The 26,071-nt window shown below is 34.8% G+C and carries 27 protein-coding genes and 1 pseudogene; 1 reads left to right on the top strand and 27 read right to left on the bottom strand.

Annotation, left to right across the window (positions count from 1 at the left end; translation table 11 throughout):
- Position 1: 1 nt before the first annotated feature.
- The 18 genes and pseudogenes from aroC to NYE73_RS07855 form a co-directional block, all read right to left on the bottom strand.
- A complete protein-coding gene (gene aroC / locus NYE73_RS07940) occupies positions 2-1,183 on the bottom strand; it encodes a chorismate synthase (RefSeq protein ID WP_004232644.1) in 1,182 nt (393 codons plus the stop codon).
- A gap of 280 nt (positions 1,184-1,463) precedes the next feature.
- Entirely contained in the window at positions 1,464-2,237 is a 774-nt protein-coding gene (locus NYE73_RS07935) for a CheR family methyltransferase (RefSeq protein WP_048389829.1), read from the bottom strand.
- 84 nt (positions 2,238-2,321) lie between these two features.
- A complete protein-coding gene (locus NYE73_RS07930) occupies positions 2,322-2,552 on the bottom strand; it encodes a hypothetical protein (protein WP_048389827.1) in 231 nt (76 codons plus the stop codon).
- A 125-nt stretch (positions 2,553-2,677) separates the two neighbouring features.
- Positions 2,678-4,303 (bottom strand): long-chain fatty acid--CoA ligase, encoded by a 1,626-nt coding sequence (locus NYE73_RS07925; protein ID WP_048389825.1) that lies wholly within the window; start codon positions 4,301-4,303, stop codon positions 2,678-2,680.
- Positions 4,304-4,373: 70 nt separating this feature from the next.
- Entirely contained in the window at positions 4,374-5,141 is a 768-nt protein-coding gene (locus NYE73_RS07920; protein ID WP_259950025.1) for a 3-hydroxyacyl-CoA dehydrogenase, read from the bottom strand.
- 15 nt (positions 5,142-5,156) lie between these two features.
- Positions 5,157-6,305 carry a thiolase family protein gene (locus NYE73_RS07915; protein ID WP_259950024.1) on the bottom strand — a complete coding sequence of 383 codons (1,149 nt, stop codon included), beginning with the start codon at positions 6,303-6,305 and terminating at the stop codon, positions 5,157-5,159.
- 226 nt (positions 6,306-6,531) lie between these two features.
- Positions 6,532-6,717 (bottom strand): annotated as a pseudogene (locus NYE73_RS07910) (nucleoside-diphosphate kinase); the annotation flags it as partial.
- A 197-nt stretch (positions 6,718-6,914) separates the two neighbouring features.
- A complete protein-coding gene (locus tag NYE73_RS07905; RefSeq protein ID WP_259950023.1) occupies positions 6,915-7,967 on the bottom strand; it encodes an HNH endonuclease domain-containing protein in 1,053 nt (350 codons plus the stop codon).
- Between the two features lie 23 nt (positions 7,968-7,990).
- On the bottom strand, positions 7,991-8,317 hold the full coding sequence (locus NYE73_RS07900; RefSeq protein WP_259950022.1) for a nucleoside triphosphate pyrophosphohydrolase: 327 nt from the start codon (positions 8,315-8,317) through the stop codon (positions 7,991-7,993).
- A 252-nt stretch (positions 8,318-8,569) separates the two neighbouring features.
- On the bottom strand, positions 8,570-9,724 hold the full coding sequence (locus tag NYE73_RS07895; protein WP_259950021.1) for an ATP-binding protein: 1,155 nt from the start codon (positions 9,722-9,724) through the stop codon (positions 8,570-8,572).
- Positions 9,725-10,097: 373 nt separating this feature from the next.
- Complete coding sequence (locus NYE73_RS07890) at positions 10,098-10,481, bottom strand: YkvA family protein (RefSeq protein WP_036218962.1); 384 nt, start codon at positions 10,479-10,481, stop codon at positions 10,098-10,100.
- Between the two features lie 321 nt (positions 10,482-10,802).
- The gene (locus NYE73_RS07885) at positions 10,803-12,200 is read right to left on the bottom strand and encodes a reverse transcriptase domain-containing protein (protein WP_259950020.1); all 1,398 of its coding nucleotides are present in this window, start codon (positions 12,198-12,200) and stop codon (positions 10,803-10,805) included.
- 717 nt (positions 12,201-12,917) lie between these two features.
- Positions 12,918-13,226, bottom strand: a complete 309-nt coding sequence (locus NYE73_RS07880; RefSeq protein ID WP_311198641.1) for a hypothetical protein — start codon at positions 13,224-13,226, stop codon at positions 12,918-12,920.
- Positions 13,227-13,519: 293 nt separating this feature from the next.
- Positions 13,520-14,383 carry a hypothetical protein gene (locus tag NYE73_RS07875; RefSeq protein ID WP_259950019.1) on the bottom strand — a complete coding sequence of 288 codons (864 nt, stop codon included), beginning with the start codon at positions 14,381-14,383 and terminating at the stop codon, positions 13,520-13,522.
- Between the two features lie 436 nt (positions 14,384-14,819).
- Complete coding sequence (locus NYE73_RS07870; RefSeq protein WP_259950018.1) at positions 14,820-15,770, bottom strand: hypothetical protein; 951 nt, start codon at positions 15,768-15,770, stop codon at positions 14,820-14,822.
- 817 nt (positions 15,771-16,587) lie between these two features.
- Positions 16,588-16,950: a hypothetical protein gene (locus NYE73_RS07865; RefSeq protein ID WP_259955550.1), complete on the bottom strand. Its 363-nt coding sequence runs from the start codon at positions 16,948-16,950 to the stop codon at positions 16,588-16,590.
- Between the two features lie 49 nt (positions 16,951-16,999).
- Positions 17,000-17,716 carry a hypothetical protein gene (locus NYE73_RS07860; RefSeq protein WP_259950016.1) on the bottom strand — a complete coding sequence of 239 codons (717 nt, stop codon included), beginning with the start codon at positions 17,714-17,716 and terminating at the stop codon, positions 17,000-17,002.
- Between the two features lie 85 nt (positions 17,717-17,801).
- Entirely contained in the window at positions 17,802-17,969 is a 168-nt protein-coding gene (locus NYE73_RS07855) for a hypothetical protein (protein WP_259950015.1), read from the bottom strand.
- A 136-nt stretch (positions 17,970-18,105) separates the two neighbouring features.
- Between NYE73_RS07855 and NYE73_RS07850 the strand changes: the two genes are divergently transcribed.
- Complete coding sequence (locus NYE73_RS07850; RefSeq protein ID WP_257521633.1) at positions 18,106-18,450, top strand: helix-turn-helix transcriptional regulator; 345 nt, start codon at positions 18,106-18,108, stop codon at positions 18,448-18,450.
- A 144-nt stretch (positions 18,451-18,594) separates the two neighbouring features.
- Here the strand turns inward: NYE73_RS07850 and NYE73_RS07845 are convergent, their stop codons facing one another.
- The 9 genes from NYE73_RS07845 to spoIVA all read right to left on the bottom strand — a co-directional run bounded on the left by NYE73_RS07845 (position 18,595) and on the right by spoIVA (position 26,016).
- Entirely contained in the window at positions 18,595-19,632 is a 1,038-nt protein-coding gene (locus tag NYE73_RS07845; protein ID WP_259950014.1) for a tyrosine-type recombinase/integrase, read from the bottom strand.
- Between the two features lie 116 nt (positions 19,633-19,748).
- Positions 19,749-20,165 (bottom strand): nucleoside-diphosphate kinase, encoded by a 417-nt coding sequence (ndk, locus tag NYE73_RS07840; protein WP_004232627.1) that lies wholly within the window; start codon positions 20,163-20,165, stop codon positions 19,749-19,751.
- Between the two features lie 86 nt (positions 20,166-20,251).
- Complete coding sequence (hepT, locus tag NYE73_RS07835) at positions 20,252-21,226, bottom strand: heptaprenyl diphosphate synthase component II (protein WP_054550708.1); 975 nt, start codon at positions 21,224-21,226, stop codon at positions 20,252-20,254.
- A gap of 19 nt (positions 21,227-21,245) precedes the next feature.
- The gene (locus NYE73_RS07830) at positions 21,246-21,950 is read right to left on the bottom strand and encodes a demethylmenaquinone methyltransferase (protein ID WP_054550707.1); all 705 of its coding nucleotides are present in this window, start codon (positions 21,948-21,950) and stop codon (positions 21,246-21,248) included.
- A 15-nt stretch (positions 21,951-21,965) separates the two neighbouring features.
- A complete protein-coding gene (locus NYE73_RS07825) occupies positions 21,966-22,733 on the bottom strand; it encodes a heptaprenyl diphosphate synthase component 1 (RefSeq protein WP_048389813.1) in 768 nt (255 codons plus the stop codon).
- Positions 22,734-22,996: 263 nt separating this feature from the next.
- Positions 22,997-23,215 carry a trp RNA-binding attenuation protein MtrB gene (gene mtrB / locus NYE73_RS07820; RefSeq protein WP_004232621.1) on the bottom strand — a complete coding sequence of 73 codons (219 nt, stop codon included), beginning with the start codon at positions 23,213-23,215 and terminating at the stop codon, positions 22,997-22,999.
- A gap of 62 nt (positions 23,216-23,277) precedes the next feature.
- On the bottom strand, positions 23,278-23,847 hold the full coding sequence (gene folE / locus NYE73_RS07815) for a GTP cyclohydrolase I FolE (RefSeq protein ID WP_009370809.1): 570 nt from the start codon (positions 23,845-23,847) through the stop codon (positions 23,278-23,280).
- A 219-nt stretch (positions 23,848-24,066) separates the two neighbouring features.
- Positions 24,067-24,339, bottom strand: a complete 273-nt coding sequence (locus tag NYE73_RS07810; RefSeq protein WP_004232618.1) for an HU family DNA-binding protein — start codon at positions 24,337-24,339, stop codon at positions 24,067-24,069.
- 198 nt (positions 24,340-24,537) lie between these two features.
- Positions 24,538-26,016: a stage IV sporulation protein A gene (gene spoIVA, locus NYE73_RS07805; RefSeq protein ID WP_048389809.1), complete on the bottom strand. Its 1,479-nt coding sequence runs from the start codon at positions 26,014-26,016 to the stop codon at positions 24,538-24,540.
- Positions 26,017-26,071 lie beyond the last annotated feature (55 nt).

Genomic DNA, 26,071 nt, shown 5'->3' with positions numbered 1-26,071 from the left:
CTTAGAACCCCTTTGTATATTGACGATGCTCGTCAATTTGAGCTTGTAATTGTGGTAGTTGATCACTATGGAATTGCTCTAAAATTGCATTCGCTATTTCCCAGGCAATAACATGTTCTGCAACTACAGACGCTGCCGGTACTGCGCAGCTATCAGAGCGCTCAACACTCGCTTTAAACGGCTCTTTTGTTTCAATATCTACACTTTGTAATGGTTTATATAAAGTAGGAATTGGCTTCATCACACCACGTACAACAATTGGCATACCTGTTGACATACCGCCTTCTAAGCCACCAAGTCGATTGGTTGCACGAGTATAACCTTCTTCTTCAGACCAGATGATTTCATCGTGTACTTCAGAACCTTTTCGACGTGCCATTTCAAAGCCAAGTCCAAACTCTACTCCTTTAAATGCATTAATAGATAGCATAGCAGCAGCAAGCTTTGCATCCAGCTTACGATCATAATGTACATAAGAACCTACACCTGCTGGCATGCCTTCTACAATGACTTCTACAACACCACCGATCGAATCGCCGGCCTTTTTCGCTTCATCAATTGCCTCAACCATTTTCGCAGAGGCGATTGGATCTACACAGTAGCAAGGATCCGCTTCGACAATTGCACGAATTTCTTCTGTTGTTTTTCCTTCTATTAAAGAAGTATCGGCTTTAATTCCCACTATCTCTGTAACATGTGCAACAATGGAAATGCCTAGTTCATTAAGTAACGCCTTTGCCACAGACCCAACTGCTACTCGTACAGTTGTTTCACGCGCAGAGGAGCGCTCTAATACATTCCTTAAATCACGGTGACCATATTTCATGCCTCCAACTAAATCTGCATGACCTGGACGAGGACGTGAGATTTGACGCTTGATATCTTCAGGATTGATATCATCAGCTAGTGGCTCTGCACCCATAATTTTAGTCCAGTGCTTCCAGTCATCATTTGTGACAACGAGTGCAACAGGAGATCCAAGTGTCTGACCATGACGAACACCAGCTACAATCTCCACTGTATCTGTTTCGATTTGCATGCGGCGTCCACGTCCATGACCTCCTTGGCGACGTTTTAAATCGTGATTAATTTTTTCTGCTGTAATGGGTAAGAGTGACGGTAAACCCTCAATAATTGTCGTTAATTGAGGTCCATGAGACTCACCTGCTGTTAAGTAACGCATAAACACTTTCTCCCTTCAACTCGCTAAAGTATGTATTTTTCACTATAACATATATTCTTTAAAAAAACAGTCCTTTTACGAATGTCTTTTAAGTAGTTACCATTTTCATAGATCTAAATGTGAATATTCTGAATGAAAGTTATAAAAAACACCTAGCTAATTTTATAAAAAATACGCCTTTGCTTATGATAAGCGAAAAGCGTATGAATTATCTATGTTTAATGCTTGGTCAACTTTATGTACAATTGTGTCATTTGTACAAAGCTTTTCATCCATATTATTAATTATTTTTACGATAGAAGAACGTGTCTTCTACATCAAATTCATAACGTGCTGGATTAAAAATTTGCTCTGTCGATCCAACAAATAAAACGCCATCCTTGCGCAGTGCTTTACTAAAATTATTATAAATTTGATCTTTCGCTTCTTCTGTAAAATAAATCATGACATTGCGACAAACAATTAAATCATAATTGCCGTCATAAGAGTCATTCAATAAATTATGTTTCTTAAAGGTTACACAACGCTTAATCTCATCCTTCACGCGATAGAAGGAGCCTTCTTGTTCAAAATACTTTGCTTTAATATCACTTGGGACCTCGGCTAAAGAGCGTTCAGGGTAGACACCTAACTTCGCCTTTTGTATCACATTCTCATCTAAATCAGTGGCAATAATTTGAATTTGAGATAAAGGCACCAATTGAGATAATACCATTACTAAAGAATATGGTTCTTCTCCTGTCGAACAAGCCGCACTCCAAATTTTTAAACGCTTATTAGTTTGTAAAAGTTTCGGAAATATTTTCTTTTGTAATACTTCCCAGCGCTTTCCATTGCGATAAAATTCAGAAACATTGATCGTCATACGATCTAAGAATTCATTCATTAAATCACGATCTTGTTCGAGTGCCTTTAGAAAGTCTACAAAATTACGATAGCCCTTTTTCTCATAAAGAGAGGTTAATCGTCTTTTCATTTGCGCTTCTTTATATAACGCTAAATCTATTCCTGTTTTGCGCTTAATACCTTCTATAAACTGTTCATAATCAGACATATGGTCATCTTCCCCTCTAGCGTCGTATTACCATTATAGCGGAAAAGTCCCAATCCTGAAATAGTCTTTCTCATGTATGCAAATCTACTTTCTTACGTTTTGTTTTTCCTCTAAAAGTAATACTTTCGACTGTTCTAATTCAAGTCTCATTTTTTCTGTTTCAATCGTATAAGTTTCTAACCTAAGCTTTTCTAATTCTACTTCTTTTTCAACAGCCTTCAGTTTTATTTTTTGTTGTCTCGTACGAGCGTCTGTAAAAATTCCAGCTAGAGAAATAATGACGCCCCCAATTATCGCTACAATGGCAATTGACAATCCGTTCACTTCCTTTCGTTATTTTGATTATACGGCAAAATGGAAAAAATAGTTTCATTTTTCAGGAATTTATTCCAATAAAAAATGAAGGTAGTTTTTCACCACCCTCATTCTATCCATTATCGTTAGACTTGTATGCGATACTCTTTTAAATCTTCTCGTAATTTAGCCTTCAAGAATTTACCTACAGACGTTTTTGGTACCTCGTCAATGAAAACAATATCATCAGGAACCCATGATTTATGGAATTGGTGCTGTAGACTCTCTAGTAACTCTTCTTTTGTAATCGAACCCTTAAACTCTGGCTTTGCTACGACACAAGCTAATGGTCGCTCCAACCACTTTTCATGTGGAATGGCAATAACAGCCGCCTCAAAGACCTTTGGATGGGACATTAATGCATTTTCAAGCTCTACTGAAGAAATCCATTCGCCACCACTCTTAATTAAATCCTTTGTACGGTCGGTAATTTTTATATAGCCATCTGTTGTCATCACAGCAATATCGCCTGTATAGAGCCAGCCGTCTTTAAAGGCCTCTTCCGTTCGTTCATCCTGATAATACTCATTAGCAATCCATGGTCCTCTAATCGTAAGCTCTCCCATCGTTTTGCCATCCCAAGGCACTTCACCATTTTCATTGACAATCCTTGTATCAATAAGTGGCATCGTCATACCTTGTGTAATCCGAACATTCATTTTTTCATCAGCCGTATAGTCCTGCATATGTGTTAAATACGTGGATAGGCTTACAAGAGGTGAGGTTTCCGTCATACCGTAACCTGTCATGTAAGGGATATTAAGTTCTTGCTCAAAGCCTCGGACAAGACCAATTGGTGAAGCAGAACCTCCACAAACAATTAATCGCATAGACGATAGGTCACGAGGGTTTTGACGCTGCTCCTGTAGAACGCCCAGCCATATGGTCGGTACACCTGCTGTCAATGTAACTTTATATACATCAAATAATTCTAGCAATAGCTGTGGTGTAAACATAGGTCCCGGTAAGACCTGTGTAGAACCAAATGCGACACTGGCAAATGGTAATCCCCATGCATTCGCATGGAACATTGGCACAACAGGTAACACCACATCCGACTCACAAATTGCAATACTGTCAGCAAGACCAGCTGTTAAACTATGAAGTACAATACTGCGATGTGTATAGACTACTCCTTTTGGCATGCCCGTCGTTGCACTGGTATAGCACATGCCTGCAGGTGTATTTTCATCTAAATCTTCTGGGAATGTGAAATGTTCATCTGCCTCCGCAAGTAGCGATTCATAGGAAAGAGCATTTGGAATCGGTAAAGTTTCTACTGCAACAGCATCACCCATAATGATATAATGCTTTACCGTTTTCAGCTGAGAGACGATAGGTGCAATTAGTGGCACCAGATTATCATCTATTAATAATATTTCATCCTCGGCATGATTGATGACATAGGCAATATGCTCAGGGGATAATCGAATATTAATCATATGCAATACTGCTCCTGCACATGGTACAGCAAAATAGGCTTCCAAATGGCGATGGTGATTCCAAGCAAATGTGCCCACCTTCATTCCTCGATCCATCCCTAGTTTCGTCAAAGCATCGGCTAATCGGCGAGTCCGTTTGACATATTCTTTATACGTAAATTCGTGAATAGTAGTGGCACTTGTTCGAGAATAGATTTTCTTTGAGTGAAAAAATCGTTCTGCACGATTCAAAAAACTTGTTAATAATAAAGGTGTATCCATCATATGCATGATACCGCTTCCCTTCATCTACGATTTTAGAAACAATCAAAACAAAAACTATTTGAACTAGATTTTGCCGTTACCTCGGTTGCATGCGAATGGCACCATCTAGTCGAATGACCTCTCCATTTAACAAGCCATTGTGGATAATACTTTCAACCAAAAGAGCATATTCCCAAGGTTTACCAAGTCGTTTAGGGAATGGTGTCATTTGAGCAAGAGCTGTTCGTGCAGGCTCAGGTAACGAAGCAAACATTGGTGTTTCAATTAATCCTGGCGCTATGGTCATCACTCGGACACCGATTTCCGCAAGCTCTCTTGCAATTGGCAACGTCATGGCTGCTACGCCACCTTTTGACGCGCTATAAGCAGCTTGTCCGATTTGCCCATCAAATGCAGCCACAGACGCGGTATTAATAATGACGCCACGCTGTCCATCCTCATTTGGCTCATTATGTTGCATTTTTTCTGCCACTAGACGGATGACATTAAACGTGCCAACTAAATTAACAGCAATCACTTTTTCAAATAACGCAAGGGCGTGTATACCACGCTTCGAAATAACTTTACTCGCATCTGCAATGCCAGCACAGTTCACTGCAACATTGATCTTGCCAAAAGCTGCAATAGCCTGCTCAAGGCCAGTCGCCACCTCCTCTTCCTTTGTGACGTCTACTCGTGCATAAAGGACATTTTGACCTAATTCTTCCACTAGAGCTTGTCCACGCTCATCATTGACATCAAAAATAATTGCTTTGCCACCCTGTCCTATTAATTTCCGAACGGTTGCCTCTCCTAAACCAGAGGCACCCCCTGTTACGACTGCCACCACTTCATGTTCCTTCATCAGACATATCCCCTTTTACATTTTTTCAATGATCGTGGCATTGGCCATTCCCATTCCCTCACAAATCGCCAACAAGCCGTAACGATAATTCTCTCGCTCCATTCGATAGAGCATGGTCGTTAACAATTTCGTACCTGTTGCCCCTAATGGATGTCCCAGTGCAATGGCTCCACCATCAGGATTGAGCTTCTGTGGGTCTCCTCCTATTTCATGCAGCCATACGAGCGGCACAGGTGCAAAGGCTTCATTTACCTCATAGGTGTCGATATCCTCAATGTTGAGCCCTGACCGTTCTAATGCTTTTCTAGTAGCTTGGATTGGCCCTGTCAGCATTAATGTCGGATCAGAGCCCACGACCACTCTTGTCACAATTTTAGCGAGTGGTTGAATGCCTAGTTCTCTCGCTTTATCCAATGCCATTACGACTACAGCTGAGGCCCCATCACTCATTTGGCTCGCATTGCCCGCAGTAATCGTGCCATTCTCTTGAAAGACGGTTTTTAATCCATTTAAAATGTCAACGGTAGTTTCTGCACGAGGACCCTCATCTACCGCAAATGTTGTCACTGAGCCATCCTCTTGTGGAACTTGAATGGGTAGTATTTCAGCTTGGAAATGACCCGCTCTAATGGCGGAAATCGCCCGTTGATGGCTTTGATAAGCATAGTTATTTAGCTGTTCTTTCGATAAAGACCATTGGGAAGCGATTTTCTCTGCTGATAATCCTTGATGGATAATATCATAATTTTCCTGTAAGCGGTTACTAGCATGGGCATGTTGCATGTTTGAGCCCATTGGTACTCTTGACATACTTTCTACCCCCCCAGCAATGACAATGTCCATATCCCCCGCTAAAATTGCCTGTGCTGCGAAGTGCACGGCTTGTTGGCTTGAACCACACTGACGATCAATGGTTACACCTGGCACACTATCGGGGAATCCAGCCATTAATAAAGAGGTCCTCGCAATATTTGCCCCTTGTTCAGCTGTTTGCGTCACACACCCCAAAATGACATCGTCTACTTGTTCCTTACCAATGCCTGCACGCTTTACAACCTCCTGTAATACATCAGCTGCTAAATCATCTGCTCGAACTTGACTTAATGCGCCCTTACTTCTTCCTATAGCAGTTCTCACAGCTGCTACAATCACCACTTCTCTCATGTCCATAACCCCTTTTCCTCGTCATCCTCTTAGTTTATTGACGAGTCTACTCAACTATTCCTCACTTAATTATCAGAATATTACATTATTTATTGTACATGACTAAGAAGTTTTTAACAATTCTATATGTTTCTAGTAAGAGATTATTCGTCGGCATGATCCCTCTCCTTTTTTGCGCAATAAAAAAGCAATCTCAAAAAATTGAGATTGCTTGATCTATTCGAAATTAAACTAAATCTTCACCGAAGAATAAGCCGATTTCGCGCTCTGCAGAAGCAAGAGAGTCAGAACCGTGGATGATGTTGTGAGAAACAGTTGTTGCGTAGTCACCACGGATTGTACCTGGGTTACTACCAAGAAAATAGACTTTAACTATTGTCTCTGAAATCACTAATATCATGGGTTCTCTGAAATAAACGAAAAAAACTAAATTAGAACCGAGCTTTTACCTTCTATTAATTAGTAACTATACATTACTTTTAGCCATGTTAGCAAGTAGAAGTGGAAAAATCCCCACTATAATAAAGTCATCTATTTGCAAGTAAACTTTTAGACTCTTTACATTTTTATAAAGACAGTACCATCCTGTATATTTTTCATTGCTCTATTTTAAAATCCAATGTCATACTCAAATTTAGGCTTCCACTTTGCTCTACTTAGGGTCTCCGCAAGTCTATACATTAGTTTTAAAAAATCTGCTCTTTGCTGTGGATTTTTCCCTGTTCGCATAATAATCGTTTCTTTTAGTGGATGATTGCTTTCAATTAGAAACTCATTACGCTTATACAATCGTTGTAAAAGAGGGTCTTCAGGTAGTCTAGCAAACTTCCCATTAGCTTCACCTCTATTGCAATCCTGACAGCTTAGAACTAGATTCCAAACACAATTTAAGTCTAAATCATGTGTACTGTTGAACTGTGTTGATAGCGGTACGAAATGGTCTATGTCACAAGTATTCAATTGGTTACTTTCAATTGAAATCGGTTTATAGCAATAGAAGCATTTTCCCTTTTGATATCCGTTTAATGGTTTTCTAGCAGAAGTTAGATTTATTCTTTCATGAGACAACATGAACTGCTGTGGTGTCATAGGCTTTATAAAGAAAAACTGCTCAAGGTCTGTATCAAACTGAACTTCTAGTTTTGGATTTCGTTCAGTCCATGCGTTTTCAACTAAGTTCCATCTACCTTCAATTTCACTTAATATATTTTCTTTTTGGGAGCTTCCATTCAACATAAATATACTATCAGTCAACGTAATCCCTAACGACTTTCCTTGTATGGACTTCTCATAAAATTTTTTATCAAGCTCACCATTAGGAATGTTATGAAAGGCATCTATCACATTGTTAAACCCTACTTTTTCGGTAACTTCAAGTAACTGTTCCCACGTAATTTGGTTTTGATGAAACAAATTCAAGGCACTAATAAACTTAGATGACTGACTTGTTATTTGTCGTTTCCCGTTCCTAATATGCTCTAACATGTACTTTGCAAATATAGGGGATATTTCTTCTAAGCTCACAAAACTTTTATTACTCTCACCTAATTCAAGTAATGTTTTAGCAAACGCAAATTTATAAGTTGCAACATTTCTACCAAATAAGTATATCGAGCGAAAATTCGATTCCAAAGTATTATCATTGTCTAAGTAATTATTCATCTAAACACTCCATTGAAAATAGGTTACTTATCCTCTACATCAATTAAATAAATCGCCTTTTCAAATCCTCCACGTTTAGCCTTCTTCTGTCCTCTAATCGCTTCTAGTTCTTCATAACTTACACCTAACGCATTAATAGCTGTATGTACTAATTCTAAAATATCTGCTAATTCTTCAATACTTTCTTGTACAGTATCTGTTCCATGAAACTCTTTAGCTTCTTCAATCATTTTTGCTTTTACTTCCACTAGAAGTTCCTTCGGTTCTAAAATTCTTGCATTATACTTTAAACCATCCGCTTCAATAATCTCTAAAATCTTATCTCGTACTAATTTATTATATACAGGCATCGTCATTCTCCTTTATGCGATATATTAACTTACTCTCATTGTACTAAATTACAAACTTAATTCATAACTCAAAAGTTACCCATCAAAAAGGTACTTACTTGAACCTCTCAGTAAGCACCTAGCTTCTTAATATCTACTCACTTGAGATAATAATTTTATCTAGCAAAATAATATTAATTGAGTTGAAATTTTAGTTAATTTTCTTCTAGACACTATACGTTACTTCATAAAAAGTGATAAATTTAGTGGCTATTATTTAATTTGAAGTTCTAATTTTGTTTGAATTGGAGATGGTAGGTTTTTACCATACAATTCACAATTTACTAATACACTTTCCCCAATTAAATTACCATTTATAAACACTCTAATATCTTCATCAAAAAATTGTACAGTCTTCTTGTGAGGTAAATCTCCATAATTCCATTCAACAATAAAATGAGTTTCATTTTCTTCTACTATCGGATAATTATGATTATAAAAACTATTGAATTTATTAAATATACTATTCGGCTCTTCAGGAATCTCTTCAAAAACCATTAAATTTCCCTCATATTTAGGTAATTTCAATATTATATTCGCATCTTCGATATATTTCTCAGAATTGTTTTTAATAAATACATTTAATTTTATACTTAATGACTCGCTAATATAGTACATATCTTCCTCTTGATAATAACTTTCTATATCAGTTAGCATTTGCTCTAATTCCTCAGTTGTTCTCTTTGATAAAGGCTTTTTATTAGAACTCAATAATGCATCATTAATATCAAACCCTATATCCCATTCAACTACTAAACCATATTTTCTTCTTTCTAAAATACCTTCAATTTCTCTTTTAGCTTTACTTGATGGAAGCTCATAATCTTTCTCTATAACTGTATTTAACTTTTCAGCCATATCTTTAGATAAACCCATACTAACTTTGTTATTAAATAAGCTTTTTTGTTTAAATGCAAGTATTTCATCTAAATCGCTTCGAGTAATTTTATCTTGCTGACTTCCTTTTCTAATAAACATATCGCCTTTTTTTAACTTATCACCAAAGTTTTTCTTTAACATATATGGTGGATTATCGCAATTATCAATTTCAATAATCCCTAGTAAATTTCCATCTAAATTAAATGAATAGTAATCAATTTCAATGTATGGCTCTATATTCTCTCTGATAATTTGTTGATACGTAGCTTTATCAACAAATTCTTTTTCATTAATTGGAAAACACTCTTTACAACCACTTGAAGTTTCTTTAATACCAATAACAATATACTTCTTTTTTCCAATAGGTGTATTTGCCATTGAAATTACATCTTTTATTAAATCAGAATACTTTGGTTTCAAATATTGTTCCCTTTTAAAATCTAAAGTTGTATTCTCTGTTTCATTTTTTATTAGCCACTCTAGTTCCAACTTCAATCTCCCTCTTTCAATTAATCTATAATAGCTAAATTATGCCTACTATCACCAATATCTATTAATTATCGCTTAAACATATTATACCTTTTAATTAAACTACCTTGATAAAATAAAAAACGAGATAAACGTAGAGTTTATCCCACTTCTTCGCTCCATTATCTAATCGCTTCCCTAACACTTGAGCAGTCTATATGCTATTTGGAACTCACTTGTCCAAATTGTTTAGTTAGCTCCATAGTGAACTACTCACATGACATTTTATAACCTTATACTAGTCTTTTACTATAATTTCATCTGCCCTCATAACATAATGTTTATTTTAGAACAAAATAAGAAAGGCATCATTGTTCTCATTAAAAAGTTAATATCATAGTTTATCATCTATATCAGATGTATCTACATCTTCTCCAAACCAATCGTTTAACTTATCTTTTGCTTGTTTTTTTATATCTTCATCAATATACATAGCCACTTGAAATAATGCTACCATAACAATAGATAAATCATCGATATAACCTACCCCTATAGCAACATCTGGAATTAAATCTAATGGAAGAATAAAGTACCCTAATGCCCCAGCAATAGTAGCTTTTACTTTCAAAGGCACCTCAGGTTTCTGCAATGTAAAATATAGGAGTAGAACAACATATATAACTGAGGAACCAGCTTTTTTAGAGAATTTTCGGATTTTTTTCCACAGCTTTTCATCAGAATAATATTTTTCATGATTTTTTATAGCTTCATCTTCCATGTTATCTGCTTCGAACTTTAATTTTTCTATTTCTTTTTCTTCAAAATTTACCCCCTCTATTATTTCTTTATGCATCTCTTCAAATTTATCATCTAGTTTCTTTTTCCTAAACATTTCAAACAATTCATGTTCCTCCAACTATATTCAATTATTTAATAAAAATATAAAATTTTCCTTAAATAAATATACCCTATTACCTGAATAGATAAAGTTGATTTCAATTTTTTCTTTTCTACTCATTTAAGACGAATTGTTTAAATAATCTTCAATGAGATTATATGTTAAATTCGCATGTTTCTGCTTTTTTTATTTTCTTGACATTTAGTTAGAATATTCTTTTTTATATTCTTCTAAGCGTTTATGAATTTTATTCCAATGCCTTTTAACTTGCTTACGAATTACTACTTCCACTGGTAATTCTTCCATAATTTTTTGCGCTTTGTATGCATAGCTTATGAAATTTCCTTTTCCCTTATAATTCCTACCAAGATGAGAGTATAAACCATAAAAATTACGCATATACGCATTTCTTCCATATATTAGATTGTATTTTGCCAATACTTTAGTTTTTTTATATGCACGATTGTAAAATTTAAACAAGCTTTTCTCTCTGACTTTGATTACTTGGCCATCAAATATAAAACCTAAATAATCTAACTTTGAATCATAGCCATGTAAATCTAGCATTTTATTTCCATTATAATTCAAAATGATAGTCTTTTCCTTCTGTAAATGTAAGTCATCATACTTTTCAATGATAGAATATATTTCTTCTACAATTGATGCCATTTCATCGTCATTCACGTTTGGAATTATCCATATTAAATCATCACAATATCTTCTATATAAAGCATTCTTTTTATCCGACCAGCATTTCATTTCAATATCAAATTTAGTTAACCTAATATTTGAGCATACAGCACTCATTCCAGACCCTTGTGGAATACCGTATGGATTTCTATTTGCTTTTATGTTCAATTTTTTTTCTTTCACAAGTTGCCTAAATACTTTTAAATCCATATAGCTATTAATTTTTCTATATTTGAGCATATCTTTCAATTCATCTTCACTATACTGACTTTTTAAATGATTATCTAAATCCGATTTTTCTATATAATGAAACTTAGTTATAGATTTGAAAACATTATAATTATCTTCTGAAAGCTCATCTACATGTAGCAATTCTTTTATAGAGGTCTTTAAATGTTTATGTGATATTTTATCAAAAAATGACGAAAAATCTAATGCGATTATTAATGATTTTTCTGTTCTAATAATAAAATCAAATACATCTCTTGCGAAATGAATATTATTCTTGCCCTTTTTATTATTTCTGTACGCAAGTACATTCTCATCAATACCATTTTTTATTGCATATTTGTTATATGTATCATTTAGTTCATCTCCATAATATTTGTAAATGAAACTATCAATATGAGAGGCATAGTTAATTTCTCTCTTTTTAGGTTTTTTATATTTTATATGTCTTTGATTAAAATTTTTATTAAGTTTTAATTTCTTATAAGACCTGTTACTATGTCCTTCTTTAAAAGTATATTTTTTCAAATCAATACTATAATGAATAAACGGTAAAAAAGCGTGTTTACTAACCCATTTCTCATCTTGGATAAGTTTGTAAACACGCTTTATAGGAATCCTTTTATCTATATGTAAGTAGTTTTTAGATTTATAATTTTCGAAATAACTAATATCTTTCATTTATTTTCTCCTTTGCAGAGCTGGGGAGGTAGTAACCTGGGTCTATTAACAGTGACCTCCCTAGCATACAAAATAATCATCTGACTTTTGTCTAATACAAAGACAGAAGGACCCATAAATAAACAATTATTATATAATCATCTTATAATGATTAGCGTAGGAGTTGATTGTAGAATGCCTAACGATATCGACATGCGAATTGTAAACTTACTATTTAGCATAGTAATCGAACAATTGTGCGACTATCTGATTGACAATATCAAACCTTGCACTCGTATTCCCAATTAAATACGATAATCAAATTTTACAGGATCTTATTATAATTTTAAATAGTAAAATTTTGACACAATAAATTTAAACAACAAAATATAATTATCTTTTATTCTTTGCTGTAACTATTAAATTCGTTGTGAATATAGAAGTAGTTGAACTAACCTTCTTTCCATCTCATCCATGGATAAGTTAAAAAATTCTTTTTCTTATCTGACATATTTTTGACCTTCACTGACCAATATATTAATTCGACCTCTAAAAGCGAACTACAAGTCCTATGGCTCTATATTACCCAAAAATAAAAGCATATCAATTACGATATGCCCTCAATTCACTAGGAAAAAGAAATACTTTTAATGCTATTTTCAATTGATTCCTCCGTAATACCGATATATCGCAATGTAGTTTTTTGTGACGAATGGTTGAATATCTCCATTAATGTTGCTACATCCTTTGTAGCTTGATAGTATGTGTAGCCAAACGTCTTACGATTGTATGAGTGCCAATTGAATTGTTTCCTATCATATCACCAGCTTTAGAAATAATACGATAAGCTTGTGTTGTTGTAATATGACCACCACCCTTATGACTAGCAAATAGGAATACCGCTTCTTTAGGTAATGTTTCTATGTAATCAACAATACCAGCCATTAAGACTTGTTCAACTTTGAGAACAACTAAATCCCCACACCGTAAACCTGTTGAAATACCTAGCTTAAATAATAACTGGTCACGCAAACCATTTTTAGACATCCTCAATGCTTATATTAGTTTATGAATATCTTTTTTTGTTTTTACAGGTTGAACATCAATCAACATTCCCTTTTTCTCGTTCATGTTTGCCATGATTTTACCACACTTTTCATGTATGCTAATTTAATTATTATTAAAATACTTTACATTTATTAGATAACAATCATAGAATCCCTACATTTCAAGATTCCTTATGTATGCTAATTGTATAAAGCATACAATAATCAATAATACACTATAGTAAAAAAAACGATATAAACATATGTATATATCGTTTTAACAATCGTCATTTTCTAATTATACTGCATAATAAAAGCTGGTAATAGCTTATCTCCCACTCGCAAATGATTTTCACTGAATATTTGCAATGCTAATTCATTATTTCTGAAAATAACATTCCCCACACAACTTAAAGTTAAATTAGCTCCAGAATCAATAATTTTCTCTAAACTCTTTAACCAACTATGAATATTTAATGGTGCAGTTGCAAAAAAAGCTTCCTCTAAATATACTTTAGCAGTTTTTCCATTTTCAGACTCTAAATGAAAAACTGCATAATTGTTATTGATAATCTCAATTTCAGAAATTTCTTCACGTAAAGCCAATGCAGTTCCTACATCATCTTGAATCAAATTATTGACAGAATATCTTCTACTAACTCTTGGTGCTCGACTCTCTAGTTGAAGTATATCTGCAGAGTCATCGGTAACTGGAATTATATTGGTATCTACGTTAGGGGTTTGATTATTATTTTTTACTGGATTCTTTTTCTTCCTTTTCTTTCGTTGTTTTTCTAATCTTTCCTCACGTTCTTCAGGCGTCTCACTAGCGGTTTTTCCCATTTCCCTTAAAATATTACGTATATGTTCGTCTGTTAACCTAGCTGTACTAGTAGCTAAACTTCTAGTAGGTTTTCTTTCTTTGATTCGCTCAAAATAGGCTTCACACTCTTCAGAATGGTTTTCTCCTGGCCAAGTTTTAAAGTGAGCTACCCTCTTACCTTTAGGAACATACAACATTTGACAATTACATTCTTCGTAAGTACAGTAAATATTCTCTTTAACAATGTCAAAATCTTCTCTTAATTCTATATCATCAATATTGACTTCCTCAACATCCCCATTATTTTTTTTATAATAAACTTTTTCTATGAACATAACGAACCTCCTCATGTACTTTTTACTAATATATTACTTACATTATGTAAAATTAGGTATATTTTTGTCAAATAATAGGTTCATATTACCTTAAAATATATTTGATTCAAAAGGTTATAGTTATTCATAGATTAAAACTATTATTTTCATTTTCGTACTTTGTATCGGGAACAAAATAATCTCTATTAAGCCCATAGTCAATCTAAGTAATGAGTTGACTAGAGACAAAATACTAATATAAAAATCAGACTCAAAATCAAAAGGTACGATATTCATAGTAAATTAATATAATATCAAAGTAGATTAATTTACATTAACTCTTTAAATTATTAAAATTAAATATCTTTTATATTTATTTACCTCGATTATCATACCTTTTATAAATCTCGTAAATATATTATTTTAGAATAAAATTTATTTATTTTCACTTACTACTTCAATTATTTTCTATATAATCTTTATGCGTTGAAACATGAAACACTTTACGCTTTGGGAAATTGAAATTCGGTTCAATTTTCCATTCAATTGAGTTCTTCACTAACCAATATGTACTTGCCTCTGTTCTGTATTCTCCACGCCCCAAGCAAAAGTTAGTAGGGTCACAAATAATCATATTATACGCTTTTAGCATTTTTAATATAAAATCTCTTGTAGTAGGCTTAATACCACTTTCTTCAGAAATCGTTTCCAATGAAATGTTAACATATGTATTTTTTCCATACCGACTGCGGAGAAATGATAATAAATAAAAAGCATTGAATCCTAAATTTTGAGTGGTCATACATTTGATAAATGCATCCATACCAACCATATGAGTATATTCTTTACCACCTTCAAAAAATGTGCCATTGAAAACTTCTGGAATTTCTTCATTCAAAGGGTTTCTATAACCAGTTGCAAGTAATGGTTCTTTTATATGTCTTCTTTTAAGAGTAGCTCCATTTACCATCATTCTCTTAATCTCTTCATTCAAATCTTCAAAGAAATTAAACTGTATAAAATCATGTTTCCCTTCTTCTTCGAAAAACCACGTGATAGGTGCTTGTGTGAATGAGTGTGTCATTGTGATACCAAGCCTATCAAGCACACCTCCCTTTTTTATAATATAATCATACTCTTTACTTGTTTCAGCAATCCCCATAATTTTAAAAATTGCCTTTTTACTTACATTATTTAACTCCAACTGTCCATACTTAGTGTATCTATATAACCAAGTGATTAAAAAAGTATATGTATAAGCAAATGCAACATGTGGAGCTTTTTTTTGATTTAGTTCCACATCTTTCACTAACATTCCAAATATCTCATTTGGCATTAGTAAATAATTCTCTTCTCTATTATATTGCACAAATTCCACCAATTCCCTCTTCGTTAAAGATTTGACCAATATTAATAATCCTCCTTAAATTATTGATAAATTTATGTGTTTTGGTGTTTTGGTGTTTTGGTGTTTTGGTGTTTTGGTGTTTTGGTGTTTTGGTGTTTTGGTGTTTTGGTGTTTTGGTGTTTTGGTGTTTTGGTGTTTTGGTGTTTTGGTGTTTTGGTGTTTTGGTGTTTTGGTGTTTTGGTGTTTTGGTGTTTTGGTGTTTTGGTGTTTTGGTGTTTTGGTGTTTTGGTGTTTTGGTGTTTTGGTGTTTTGGTGTTGGTGTTTTGGTGTTTTGGTATGAAGAATATAACCTTATTACTATATTATTATATCATAAATTCATAATTTATTCCACTCTAGGATGTTACATAAATCGAATGTAAATCCATAAAATTGCAAAATACATATACTTTATTTTTCATTTGATAAAAACTCAATTTTATCCATTAGATAGACAGCTAGCACACAGCTTATAAACTAAAAGAAACGCCAAATACACAAAATGTATTTTGACGCTTTAATATCGCTAACTATGTGCAGGAGCGGAAGTGCAATCATGTCTTTGACTATAAACATCAACCTATTTGGTCTTTAATACCCCCGTACTACTCACACGTAGAAATCATCTCTATTAACATTATTTTATTCAATATCGCACGTGACGTATTTTTCATACATTTGCGTGGCTGACAGACTCATTTTCACTGTTCATGATATTAATATAAATAAAAAACAGGGATTTCTCTCCCTGTTCTCTTCATCTTTATGGTTCTTGTTTATCATCAACATACTCCCACCGATATTCAAATGACTTTGCATTCGCTTGAATGATTTTTTGTTACAACATCTCAACTGTGCCCAACATATCGGAGTCAATATCCTCGTTAGCAAATTCTAGTGTAGACAAATCTAGTAATATCTGTGCTGATTCTCTTTTATCATCATTGAATACAATTTCCGTAACAAAGCTATTACCTTCTTCGTCTTTTTCTCGTATCCTTATCATGTTCATTACTTCATCATAATCTAATACTTTATAGGTTTTATCTTTTTGACCCTCTTCATTAACTTGTATAATGCTGTCTGCACAAATATAGTACTGTGTTTCAGATTCTTCATCTATCCAATGACCATAAAGAGATGTTTTCACATTGGATAAATCTCTACCACTACAAGCACTAAGAATAAAAATCAGCGACATTATTACTAAGATTAATTTGTTCACTCTACTTCATCCTTTGACAAATATTTTAACGTGACATTTCTTTCTGAATGTATATTCGGTCTGCCTCTTCTTCACTTATTCCATATTTCTCACTTGCTAATTTAGATACCTGTCCATCATGTATTTCAGGAATATAATTTTCCCCATTATTAGTTAATGCATTGTATGACTGCACCATAAAGTCATAAATCTCATCATCATTAGCTTTATAAATTGTGTTCAATTCTGTCGTAGCTGAATCAAGTAAATTCACAGCCACTACAAAATGCCTTGATGATTCAAGTACCGTTTCAGCATTTTTTTCTAATGAACCTTTTTCATATAAATTTGCACCTAATTCTAACTCCTTAAATACCTCTAACATTCGTGAATGATAATTTAATAATTCATCAGGTACATCCATCTCTTTAATAAATTTGTAATTATCTCTAACTTCTTTAGCTATGCCAGTTACCCTTGATACAAATTCTTTATCTTCTATTATTAAGGGATTATCAGCCATTTTCTGACTCAACGCTTCCATAGCTTTTAATTCTATATATATGTTTTCTTTAAATTTTTGCATATCGTTGAGATATTCCTCAATATTAGCTGTACTATCGCTATCCGCGATCATATTCTTGGTTGTAGATAACGCAACTTCATCTTTTTTATTTACTTCTTCTGTGGTTTCATCCAATTTATCAGAACATCCTGTTAATACCCCACCTATTACTAATAGAACTACAAATTTTTTTAACATTATTCCCCTCCTATAATTTGCATTATTGAAAACCCTATGACATGCTTCAATTAAGATAAATACTCATATAGCTGTATATGTACCATCAATCTTCTTTCTCGACATCTTTTTTCTTAGGCTTGGTTACACCCACAACTTGATTCGATTGGGCAAACTCTAGTGCCTGTAAAATACCCAGTATATAACGCTTTCCTTCTTCATCTAACCTGTTAAAGCTGGACTCTAGTTGCTTATATTGGTCTTCGTTTTCCATGAAACCCCTCCCATTCATCACACCTTATGAGAGTATTATATAATTACATAGAGAGTAATTCAACTTCATTTTATTTATATTTACTTTCAATGTGAGTGAATATATGATATTTTGAATACTAACGAGGTGATATCTATTGTCTATTACTATCAATCAACGTGTTAAACAAGTACGAACTGAACTGAATTTATCGCAAGCCAAATTTGCTAAAGCTATTTCAATATCCAATAGTCATATAGCAGGCATTGAATTAGAGCATCGAAAGGTAAATGACCGCATCATCAGATTGATTTGTATCACTTTCAATGTGAATGAAAATTGGCTAAACACTGGTGAAGGTGAGATGTTTAAAAGCCCTGCTGATACTAAATTTGAAATGGCTATGACAATTTTCAAAGAGTTAAATCCTGAGTATCAAGAATTTGTGTTAAAACAAATTGATGAGCTACTGAAAATCCAAAATAATAGGAAAAATAAATAAACCAAGGAATAGGGCTATCATTAGTAGCCCTATTCTTCATCTCATTTAGTCGCAGTAGTTTTAGAAGCGGGCTTTGTAAACATAAACTTTTCACTATCATTGGCTTGTATATAGCTTTTAACTAACTTTGAGAAGAAGTATATGTTATAAAAAATCACGTAAATTTTTTGCTACTGTATCAACATCTAACCCTAAATACCTTGTAGTTGTCGATAAATCAGAATGTGCTAAAGCATGAGATACTAAGTTTATATCCGCTCCACGTTTCACCAAATTCTGGGCATACAATCTTCTAATAGAGTGAGGGTTAATGTTCTTTAAATTCCACTTTTTACTGTACACCCATAAATTTTTTGCAATTAAATTGGACGGTGAAACTGTATTTGAGATTGGTACGCCTATGTTTGAAAGAAAAATATAATCATTCTTTTCTTTATGTTCTTTCCTAACATCATCATTTATTGAAATTAGCTCTCTTAATAAAGTACACATTTCATCATCTAAAGGGAGAATCAATGGTCTATGCGATTTCATTATCTCTCCCTGTAACTTCAAAAGCATATTTTCAAAATCAATATTCTGTTCTCTCAGCGCACCTAATGTTCTAATTCGAATACCTGTTTTGTATAAAAGTAAAATCGCTATGCTATCACGTAACCCTGAATACGTTGATTTATCCAAAAGTGATAACAAGAGTGCCAGTTCACTTTCCGTAGTAGCTTCCTTAACGCTTGTATTTACTTTTATTTTGATGTTTGTCCAAAACTTCGAGTTATACCAACCATTATCATGACACTTGCTTAAAACGGCTTTAATTTGCTTTAAACGACCATGTAGAGATGTGTCCTTTGTATTCTTGAAACTTGATAAATATTGATAAATTTTTTCATTGTTGATTTCGTGGAGATGTTCCACTTTAGTAACTTCAACAAATCGCTTAAAATTATAGTTGTAACTATCAATTGTCCTTTGTCTTAATCCGTTTAGTCGCCATTGTTGATTTAAAATTTGTATGGCGTGTTTAATGGTTATATTTCTGTTGTCCAATTCATCAAACGTATCCATTTTAACTATTGAGTTATTGATTTTTGTCACCATTTCTTTCTTTGGTTCTTTTTCAGTTTTGATAGTCAATAAGCTTAAATCAATGTTTGTGTTAACTTTATTGAATGATTTTGACAAATAAAAAACCCCCTAACATTTTTTGTTAGAAGGTAAAAGTTACATCGGAAAAATAGATGATTTTTTTATTGAGTTCTATTCGTAGTTATTTTCGCTACGCTTCTTAGATTCACAAATTAAACTAAATCTTCACCGAAGAATAAGCCGATTTCGCGCTCTGCAGATGCAAGAGAGTCAGAACCGTGGATGATGTTGTGAGAAACAGTTGTTGCGTAGTCTCCACGGATTGTACCTGGGTTAGATTCTTCAGGTTTTGTTGCACCCATCATTGTACGAGCAAGCTTGATTACGTTCTCGCCTTCCCATACCATAGCGAATACAGGACCAGAAGTGATGAAATCAACTAATTCACCAAAGAATGGACGCTCAGCATGCTCAGCATAGTGCTTTTCTGCTAATTCTTTAGGAATTACCATTAATTTAGCACCTTTCATTACAAAACCGCGACGTTCGAAACGATCAACGATGTCTCCAATTACTTGACGTTCAACGCCGTCAGGCTTAACCATTAAAAAAGTTTGTTCAATTGCCATGTTTAAAACACTCCTTAAATTCGTCTAACAGGTTTTACACCTACCGATAAATATTAACAAAAAATGAGCTTTTGTACAACAAAAAGCTAGAATTTGCGCTTACCCATGAACAATGCTACATCACGTAATTTTTTCTTAACGGGATGTTTTGGTAAAGCATCAATTTCTTGTAAGGCTTTTTTCAAATATTTATCACTCATACGATTAGCTTGCTCAATCGCATGAGATTTACGCACATATTGCAACATATTTTGACGTTCCGATTCTGTTAACGTGCCTGCAAACACTTTAACTAAGTATGGTTGCATCTCCGGATCATCTTTCAACAATAAAATCGGTAAAGTAATATTGCCCTGTAGTAAGTCACTACCTGCTGGCTTCCCTAGTTCTTTATCGGTTGCCATAATATCTAAAACATCATCGATAATTTGGAAGCTCATGCCTACAAAGTAGCCGAAGCGCTTTAAATGCCGAACTGTTTTAGCATCAACCCCCGCTGCCACAGCTCCTAGCTCACAGCTTGAAGAAATAAGTAATGCTGTTTTGCGTTTGATTCTTCTAAAATAATCTTTTAAACCTTGATCTAATCTAAATTTATCTTCAATTTGAATGACTTCACCGTTACAAATCTCCACCATCGTACGGGCTAAAATTTGATGAACAAGTGGGTCTTCTAACTTTGTTATATATTCCAGCGCACGTGCGAAAATAAAATCGCCTGTGTACATTGCTACCCTGTTATTCCACTGTGATTTGACAGTTGGGCGTCCTCTTCGCATATTGGAGTCGTCAATGACATCATCATGTACAAGCGATGCCATATGAATGAGTTCTAAAGGCACTGCTACATCCTTCATCTTCTCAATGTCATAATCACCAAATTTTGCGCCTAGTAACACAAAAATTGGTCTTATCCGTTTGCCACCAGCTTGTAATAAATGGAGAGAAGCATCGTTGATCAAATATGAAGATGAGTCCACCGCTTTTTCTAACTCTTGTTCAATGATTTCGATATCTGATTTCAAATCGGAATAGAGTAGTTTTAACTTCATCTTTTCCACGTGTGAAAACCTTCCCCCATTAACGTATCTTTTTAAAGCCCATATGCATTGCCGCAGCCCCGCCACTGTATGCTTTGTACGTTACTTTTTCTAATCCTGCCTGCTCAAACAATGCCGCTAACCTTTTCATACCTGGGAAATCATTCGCAGATTCCTGAAGCCAAGAATACTCCTTATAGCTTTTCGCAAATATTTTACCAAATATCGGCATTATATATTTAAAATAAAAACGGAACAGCTGACGATAACCAGGGATTTCAGATTGAGATGTTTCTAAACAAACCACCATTCCACCTGGTTTAACAACACGATGCATTTCCTTCAAAACTTGTAAATAATCAGGTACATTGCGAAGACCAAAGCCGATTGTCACATAATCAAACGTATCATCTGGAAAAGGCAACTCCATTGCATTTCCATGAATGAGTTCAATTTGTGGGTATGGCTCTACCTTTTTTTCGCCAACTTTCAGCATGTTTTGACTAAAGTCAAGCCCTTTTACTTCTCCACTTTCACCAACAGCCTCTGCCAATGCGATTGTCCAGTCTGCGGTGCCACAGCATACATCAAGTGCTTTTGATCCAGGTTTTACAGCCATGTGCTTCATCGTATCGTTACGCCAGCCAACATGCATCTGGAAACTAATTACACCATTCATTTTATCGTAGTTTTCCGAAATACTTTCAAATACTTCGTGAACGTGTTCTTCTTTCGTTTTAGCCATTTTGAAAAACCTCTCTTATCCGTTAGTAGAAGCAATGGATGCCTCTACATGTGCATGTAAAGCTTGTTTGATATCACTTTGTAAAAAGGATGCCTGATTAATGATCTGTGATAGCTCTGTTTTTAAATGCACAATTTTCCCTTGGATGACGCTATTAAAGGTTGCGCCATTACGTCTGACACTTTCTTCTAGTGCCTTACCCATTAAAGACATTTGCCCACGTTGATAAGCTGTCCATTCTTTTTCTAAACGCAAGATTAATAAGCTTTTTTCTATAAGTGGTATATATTCACTGAAAGAATAAAGATCAAAAAATTGAGCAATTAACCCAGATTCTATCGTACTCATCGATGTATACCACTGTTCCATTGTTCGTTGTTTATTTTCATAAACCTTAATTTGGTTTTCACATCGTGCCACAATACCTTGTGACAAGTTTCGAATTAATGCAACATTCCCTGACATTGCTAATATTTCATAATAACGACCACTATAAAAATCCCCAGCTAATACGGTAAGCTGCTGTTCTTTTGATGTTGCGTCTAATTCTTTTATATGATCGTGAGCCGCTAATGCTGCGTACACTATGCCAACAGTAATTGCAGCCTCTTGTTGCTCTTGTTGCCACTCTTCACCATTCAAAAACGGGATTAACAAATAAAACAGTTGATTTTCATCTAGCACAGGTACACCTGTGTATTTTTGCAAAGTTCTATGACGAACATCCATGAAAATCTCTGTTTTTAACTGTGCAATTGAATTTTGAATGTATGTTGCATTCATAGACCTTACTCCATTTCACTTTCAGATACGTTAGCCCTATACAAGGCCAAACGCTTGCTTACTGAGTCATTATAGCATACGCAACGATGCGGAATAAAAAAAATTTGCTTTCTTCATAGCACAGGCAGTAAAGCTCTCCCATAATTGAATGTTGGAATGCTAACTGCCCATAGACCTTATACTAAGTTTTTCACATCTAGTGTTTTTATATGTGTTGTAGAACGTTGAACAGCATTAAAACCTATCGTCAGAAACAAAATTTCTTATTTTTTCGCTTCGCTATTGATCACGCCATGTGCTGTATGAATTTGCGCTTTACCGCGTATTTTCATGGCAGACGTGTGTTCTGTAAATTGAGCAATCATTACTTCGCCGGCATCTAATTTCTCTGAATGATGGAATTTCGTATCAGTTCCACGTGTTAATCCAATGACATGTACACCATCTTCTTCTGCTTGAATAACAATATAATCTTGTGACATCTTTGTACACTCCTTAAATCCGACAAATTCTTAGTTCATCATAACATAATTAGACACGCAATTTAAGACATTTGAATAAATGATAGTACTTCTCTACGTTTCACTTCATCTTCCTCATAAATACCGCGTGCAACAGATGTCACCGTTTTAGAACCAGGTTTTTTTAATCCACGCATTGTCATACACATATGCTCAGCCTCGATCACAACATAGACACCTTTTGGCGAAAGCATCTCCATTATTGTGTCTGCTACTGAAGAGGTAATACGCTCTTGTAGTTGTGGTCTGCGGGCAATCGTCTCCACTGCACGTCCTAACTTACTCAGTCCAGCAACAACGCCGTCATTTGGTATGTATGCAACATGTGCTTTGCCATAGAATGGTACTAGATGATGCTCACACATCGAATAAAAAGGTATATCTTTGACAAGCACTAGTTCTTCATGATCCTCATGAAATACCGTTTTAAAATAATCTTTAGCATCCTCATGCAAGCCGCTGAACATTTCGGCATACATTTTTGCTACACGCTTCGGCGTATCCAATAAACCTTCACGATTTACATCTTCACCTACCGCTTCTAAAATCATTTTTACCGCTTCTTCTATTTTTAATAAATCAATATTCGACATCAAAAAACCCTCCTGCATATCAAAACATTACACATTTCCCTATGCATCGTAGCACATCCAAAAGGTAAGCGCAAAATGACTTACCTGATTCATCAGAAATTCGCTTCTAGATAAGAAAATCACTGTATATTATTATGTAATATTCAAATTTGAAGTTAAAAAGAGCAGCCTTCATGTTCGTTAACATGAAGACTGCTCTATGTAACTACTAGACGTGTATTATTTTACCGCGTCTTTAAGCGCTTTACCTGGTTTGAAAGCAGGCACCTTGCTAGCAGCGATTTCGATTTCTTTACCAGTTTGTGGGTTACGACCTTTACGAGCCGCACGTTCACGTACTTCAAAGTTACCAAAACCAATTAATTGTACTTTGTCACCCTTTGCAAGAGCATCTTGAATTGTATCAAATACAGCTTCAACTGCTTTAGAAGCGTCTTTTTTAGAAAGACCTGCAGCTTCAGCAACAGAGTTTACTAATTCTGTTTTATTCACACCATTCACCTCCTCTCAAAGGGTCATGAACCAATTCTGTAAAAAGAGTAACACATAGAAAACCGCTACGCAACTGTATTCATACATGATTATAACCAAAAAATCAGTTTTTCACCCAAAAAACAAAAATAAAAGGACTTTTCGCATAAAAACGAAAAGCCCTGCGTATATTTTTTGCATTTTTTCTGAATTTTATCACTATAAAATAAATGTTACTAAACCACGATCTCCTTCGTTAACCATACGTTCAATCGTCTGACGCATACGTTTTTTGGCAGTAGATGGAACTGCATCCATTTTATAGCGAATCCCCTCTTTTAATACTTCATGCAATGGTGTGCCAAATAATTGTGTATTCCATAAGGCATCACGATCATGTAAATAAGCATGATTTAAATCTTTTAGAAGTTGCTGACTATGGAACTCTGAGCCAATTAACGGTGCAAATTCTGACTCCATATCAACTCGGATAATATGATAGGATGGCGCTTTTGCCTTCATTCGTACGCCGAAGAAATTATTCTGTTTAATGAGCTCTGGGGCTGTTGGCTCAAATTCCTGCATCATTGGCAATGTCACGCCATAGCCTGTCGTATCAGCATCGTGAATAGCACTTTTAAATCGTTTTTGGGCCTCTTTTGCCTCTGCCGCCTCTTTGATAAAGAGTAACCAATCTTTTTTCGTTTCAATTGGTTCTTCTAGCCATTCATTACAAACTGATTTATACAATTCACCCTGTAGGGATACCCGAATTACAGCTGTTCCTACACCTGCATCTACATGAACAACTTCACTTTGGTCAATAAAGTCAATGGCTTTAAAGGCATCTGACGCCTGTTGCACATCTCGAATTTTCATAACAGAAGAAAGGACTTCCTCCATCGAATCAATCAATGCAACATTTAATGGATGTGTAGCATCTAATACATCCAGCCAGTCTGGTTTTTCCACCTCAATGGTACGAATTGGGAATTCAAATAGCGCCTCTTGTAAAATATATTGAATATCCGTTTCTCTCATTTGATCAATGGACATCGCAATAACAGGGACATTGTAACGTTCAAACAATTCATTGCGAAGCTGAACCGTTTCTTCTCTCGCAGGCATTTGGCAATTGAGTAAGATGACAAATGGTTTGCCGATATCTTTTAATTGCTCTACAATTTCCTCTTCTGCCTTCTCTGCTGCTCGTCGACTGATTCCGTTCACTGTACCATCAGTCGTTACGACAATACCAATATTCGCATGATCGCGAATCACCTTATCTGTGCCAATTTTAGCGGCTTCCTGAAATGGAATTGGCTCCGTATGCCAAGGCGTATGAACAAATTTTGGTCCATTTTCATCCTCATAGCCTTTTGTCCCATCGATAATATAACCAACACAATCTGCTAATCGAATTTGGAATGGCATTTCATCTTCACCGACCACAATACGGGTTGCTTGGGCAGGCACAAACTTCGGCTCAGCAGTCATAATGACTGGCCCCGGAGAACTTTGTGGCAACTCATCTTGTGCTCGCATTCTTTCCGTTTCATCCACAATGTTTGGTAACACGACTGATTCCATTACCTTTTTTACAAATGTTGATTTACCTACACGTACTGGACCGACAACACCAATATAAACATCGCCATTTGTGCGCTCTGCAATTTCTCTAAATACTGCTTCACTCAAGGTTTCTGCCTCCTTTATCTACGCTTTTTCACTATATGCGAGCCTGTAGACAAAT

Source organism: Lysinibacillus sp. FSL K6-0102 (assembly GCF_038003545.1).
GTDB classification, from domain to species: domain Bacteria; phylum Bacillota; class Bacilli; order Bacillales_A; family Planococcaceae; genus Lysinibacillus; species Lysinibacillus capsici.
This window is presented reverse-complemented; position numbering and strand designations above follow the sequence as displayed.

Excerpts from the sequence above, each read along its gene's own strand:
- aroC (WP_004232644.1), bottom strand. The coding sequence starts at position 1,183 with ATGCGTTACTTAACAGCAGGTGAGTCTCATGGACCTCAATTAACGACA.
- NYE73_RS07935 (WP_048389829.1), bottom strand. The coding sequence starts at position 2,237 with ATGTCTGATTATGAACAGTTTATAGAAGGTATTAAGCGCAAAACAGGA.
- NYE73_RS07925 (WP_048389825.1), bottom strand. The coding sequence starts at position 4,303 with ATGCATATGATGGATACACCTTTATTATTAACAAGTTTTTTGAATCGT.
- NYE73_RS07920 (WP_259950025.1), bottom strand. The coding sequence starts at position 5,141 with ATGAAGGAACATGAAGTGGTGGCAGTCGTAACAGGGGGTGCCTCTGGT.
- NYE73_RS07915 (WP_259950024.1), bottom strand. The coding sequence starts at position 6,305 with ATGAGAGAAGTGGTGATTGTAGCAGCTGTGAGAACTGCTATAGGAAGA.
- NYE73_RS07905 (WP_259950023.1), bottom strand. The coding sequence starts at position 7,967 with ATGAATAATTACTTAGACAATGATAATACTTTGGAATCGAATTTTCGC.
- NYE73_RS07900 (WP_259950022.1), bottom strand. The coding sequence starts at position 8,317 with ATGCCTGTATATAATAAATTAGTACGAGATAAGATTTTAGAGATTATT.
- NYE73_RS07890 (WP_036218962.1), bottom strand. The coding sequence starts at position 10,481 with ATGGAAGATGAAGCTATAAAAAATCATGAAAAATATTATTCTGATGAA.
- NYE73_RS07885 (WP_259950020.1), bottom strand. The coding sequence starts at position 12,200 with ATGAAAGATATTAGTTATTTCGAAAATTATAAATCTAAAAACTACTTA.
- NYE73_RS07880 (WP_311198641.1), bottom strand. The coding sequence starts at position 13,226 with ATGTCTAAAAATGGTTTGCGTGACCAGTTATTATTTAAGCTAGGTATT.
- NYE73_RS07875 (WP_259950019.1), bottom strand. The coding sequence starts at position 14,383 with ATGTTCATAGAAAAAGTTTATTATAAAAAAAATAATGGGGATGTTGAG.
- NYE73_RS07865 (WP_259955550.1), bottom strand. The coding sequence starts at position 16,950 with ATGTCGCTGATTTTTATTCTTAGTGCTTGTAGTGGTAGAGATTTATCC.
- NYE73_RS07860 (WP_259950016.1), bottom strand. The coding sequence starts at position 17,716 with ATGTTAAAAAAATTTGTAGTTCTATTAGTAATAGGTGGGGTATTAACA.
- NYE73_RS07855 (WP_259950015.1), bottom strand. The coding sequence starts at position 17,969 with ATGGAAAACGAAGACCAATATAAGCAACTAGAGTCCAGCTTTAACAGG.
- ndk (WP_004232627.1), bottom strand. The coding sequence starts at position 20,165 with ATGGCAATTGAACAAACTTTTTTAATGGTTAAGCCTGACGGCGTTGAA.
- NYE73_RS07830 (WP_054550707.1), bottom strand. The coding sequence starts at position 21,950 with ATGGCTAAAACGAAAGAAGAACACGTTCACGAAGTATTTGAAAGTATT.
- NYE73_RS07825 (WP_048389813.1), bottom strand. The coding sequence starts at position 22,733 with ATGAATGCAACATACATTCAAAATTCAATTGCACAGTTAAAAACAGAG.
- mtrB (WP_004232621.1), bottom strand. The coding sequence starts at position 23,215 with ATGTCACAAGATTATATTGTTATTCAAGCAGAAGAAGATGGTGTACAT.
- folE (WP_009370809.1), bottom strand. The coding sequence starts at position 23,847 with ATGTCGAATATTGATTTATTAAAAATAGAAGAAGCGGTAAAAATGATT.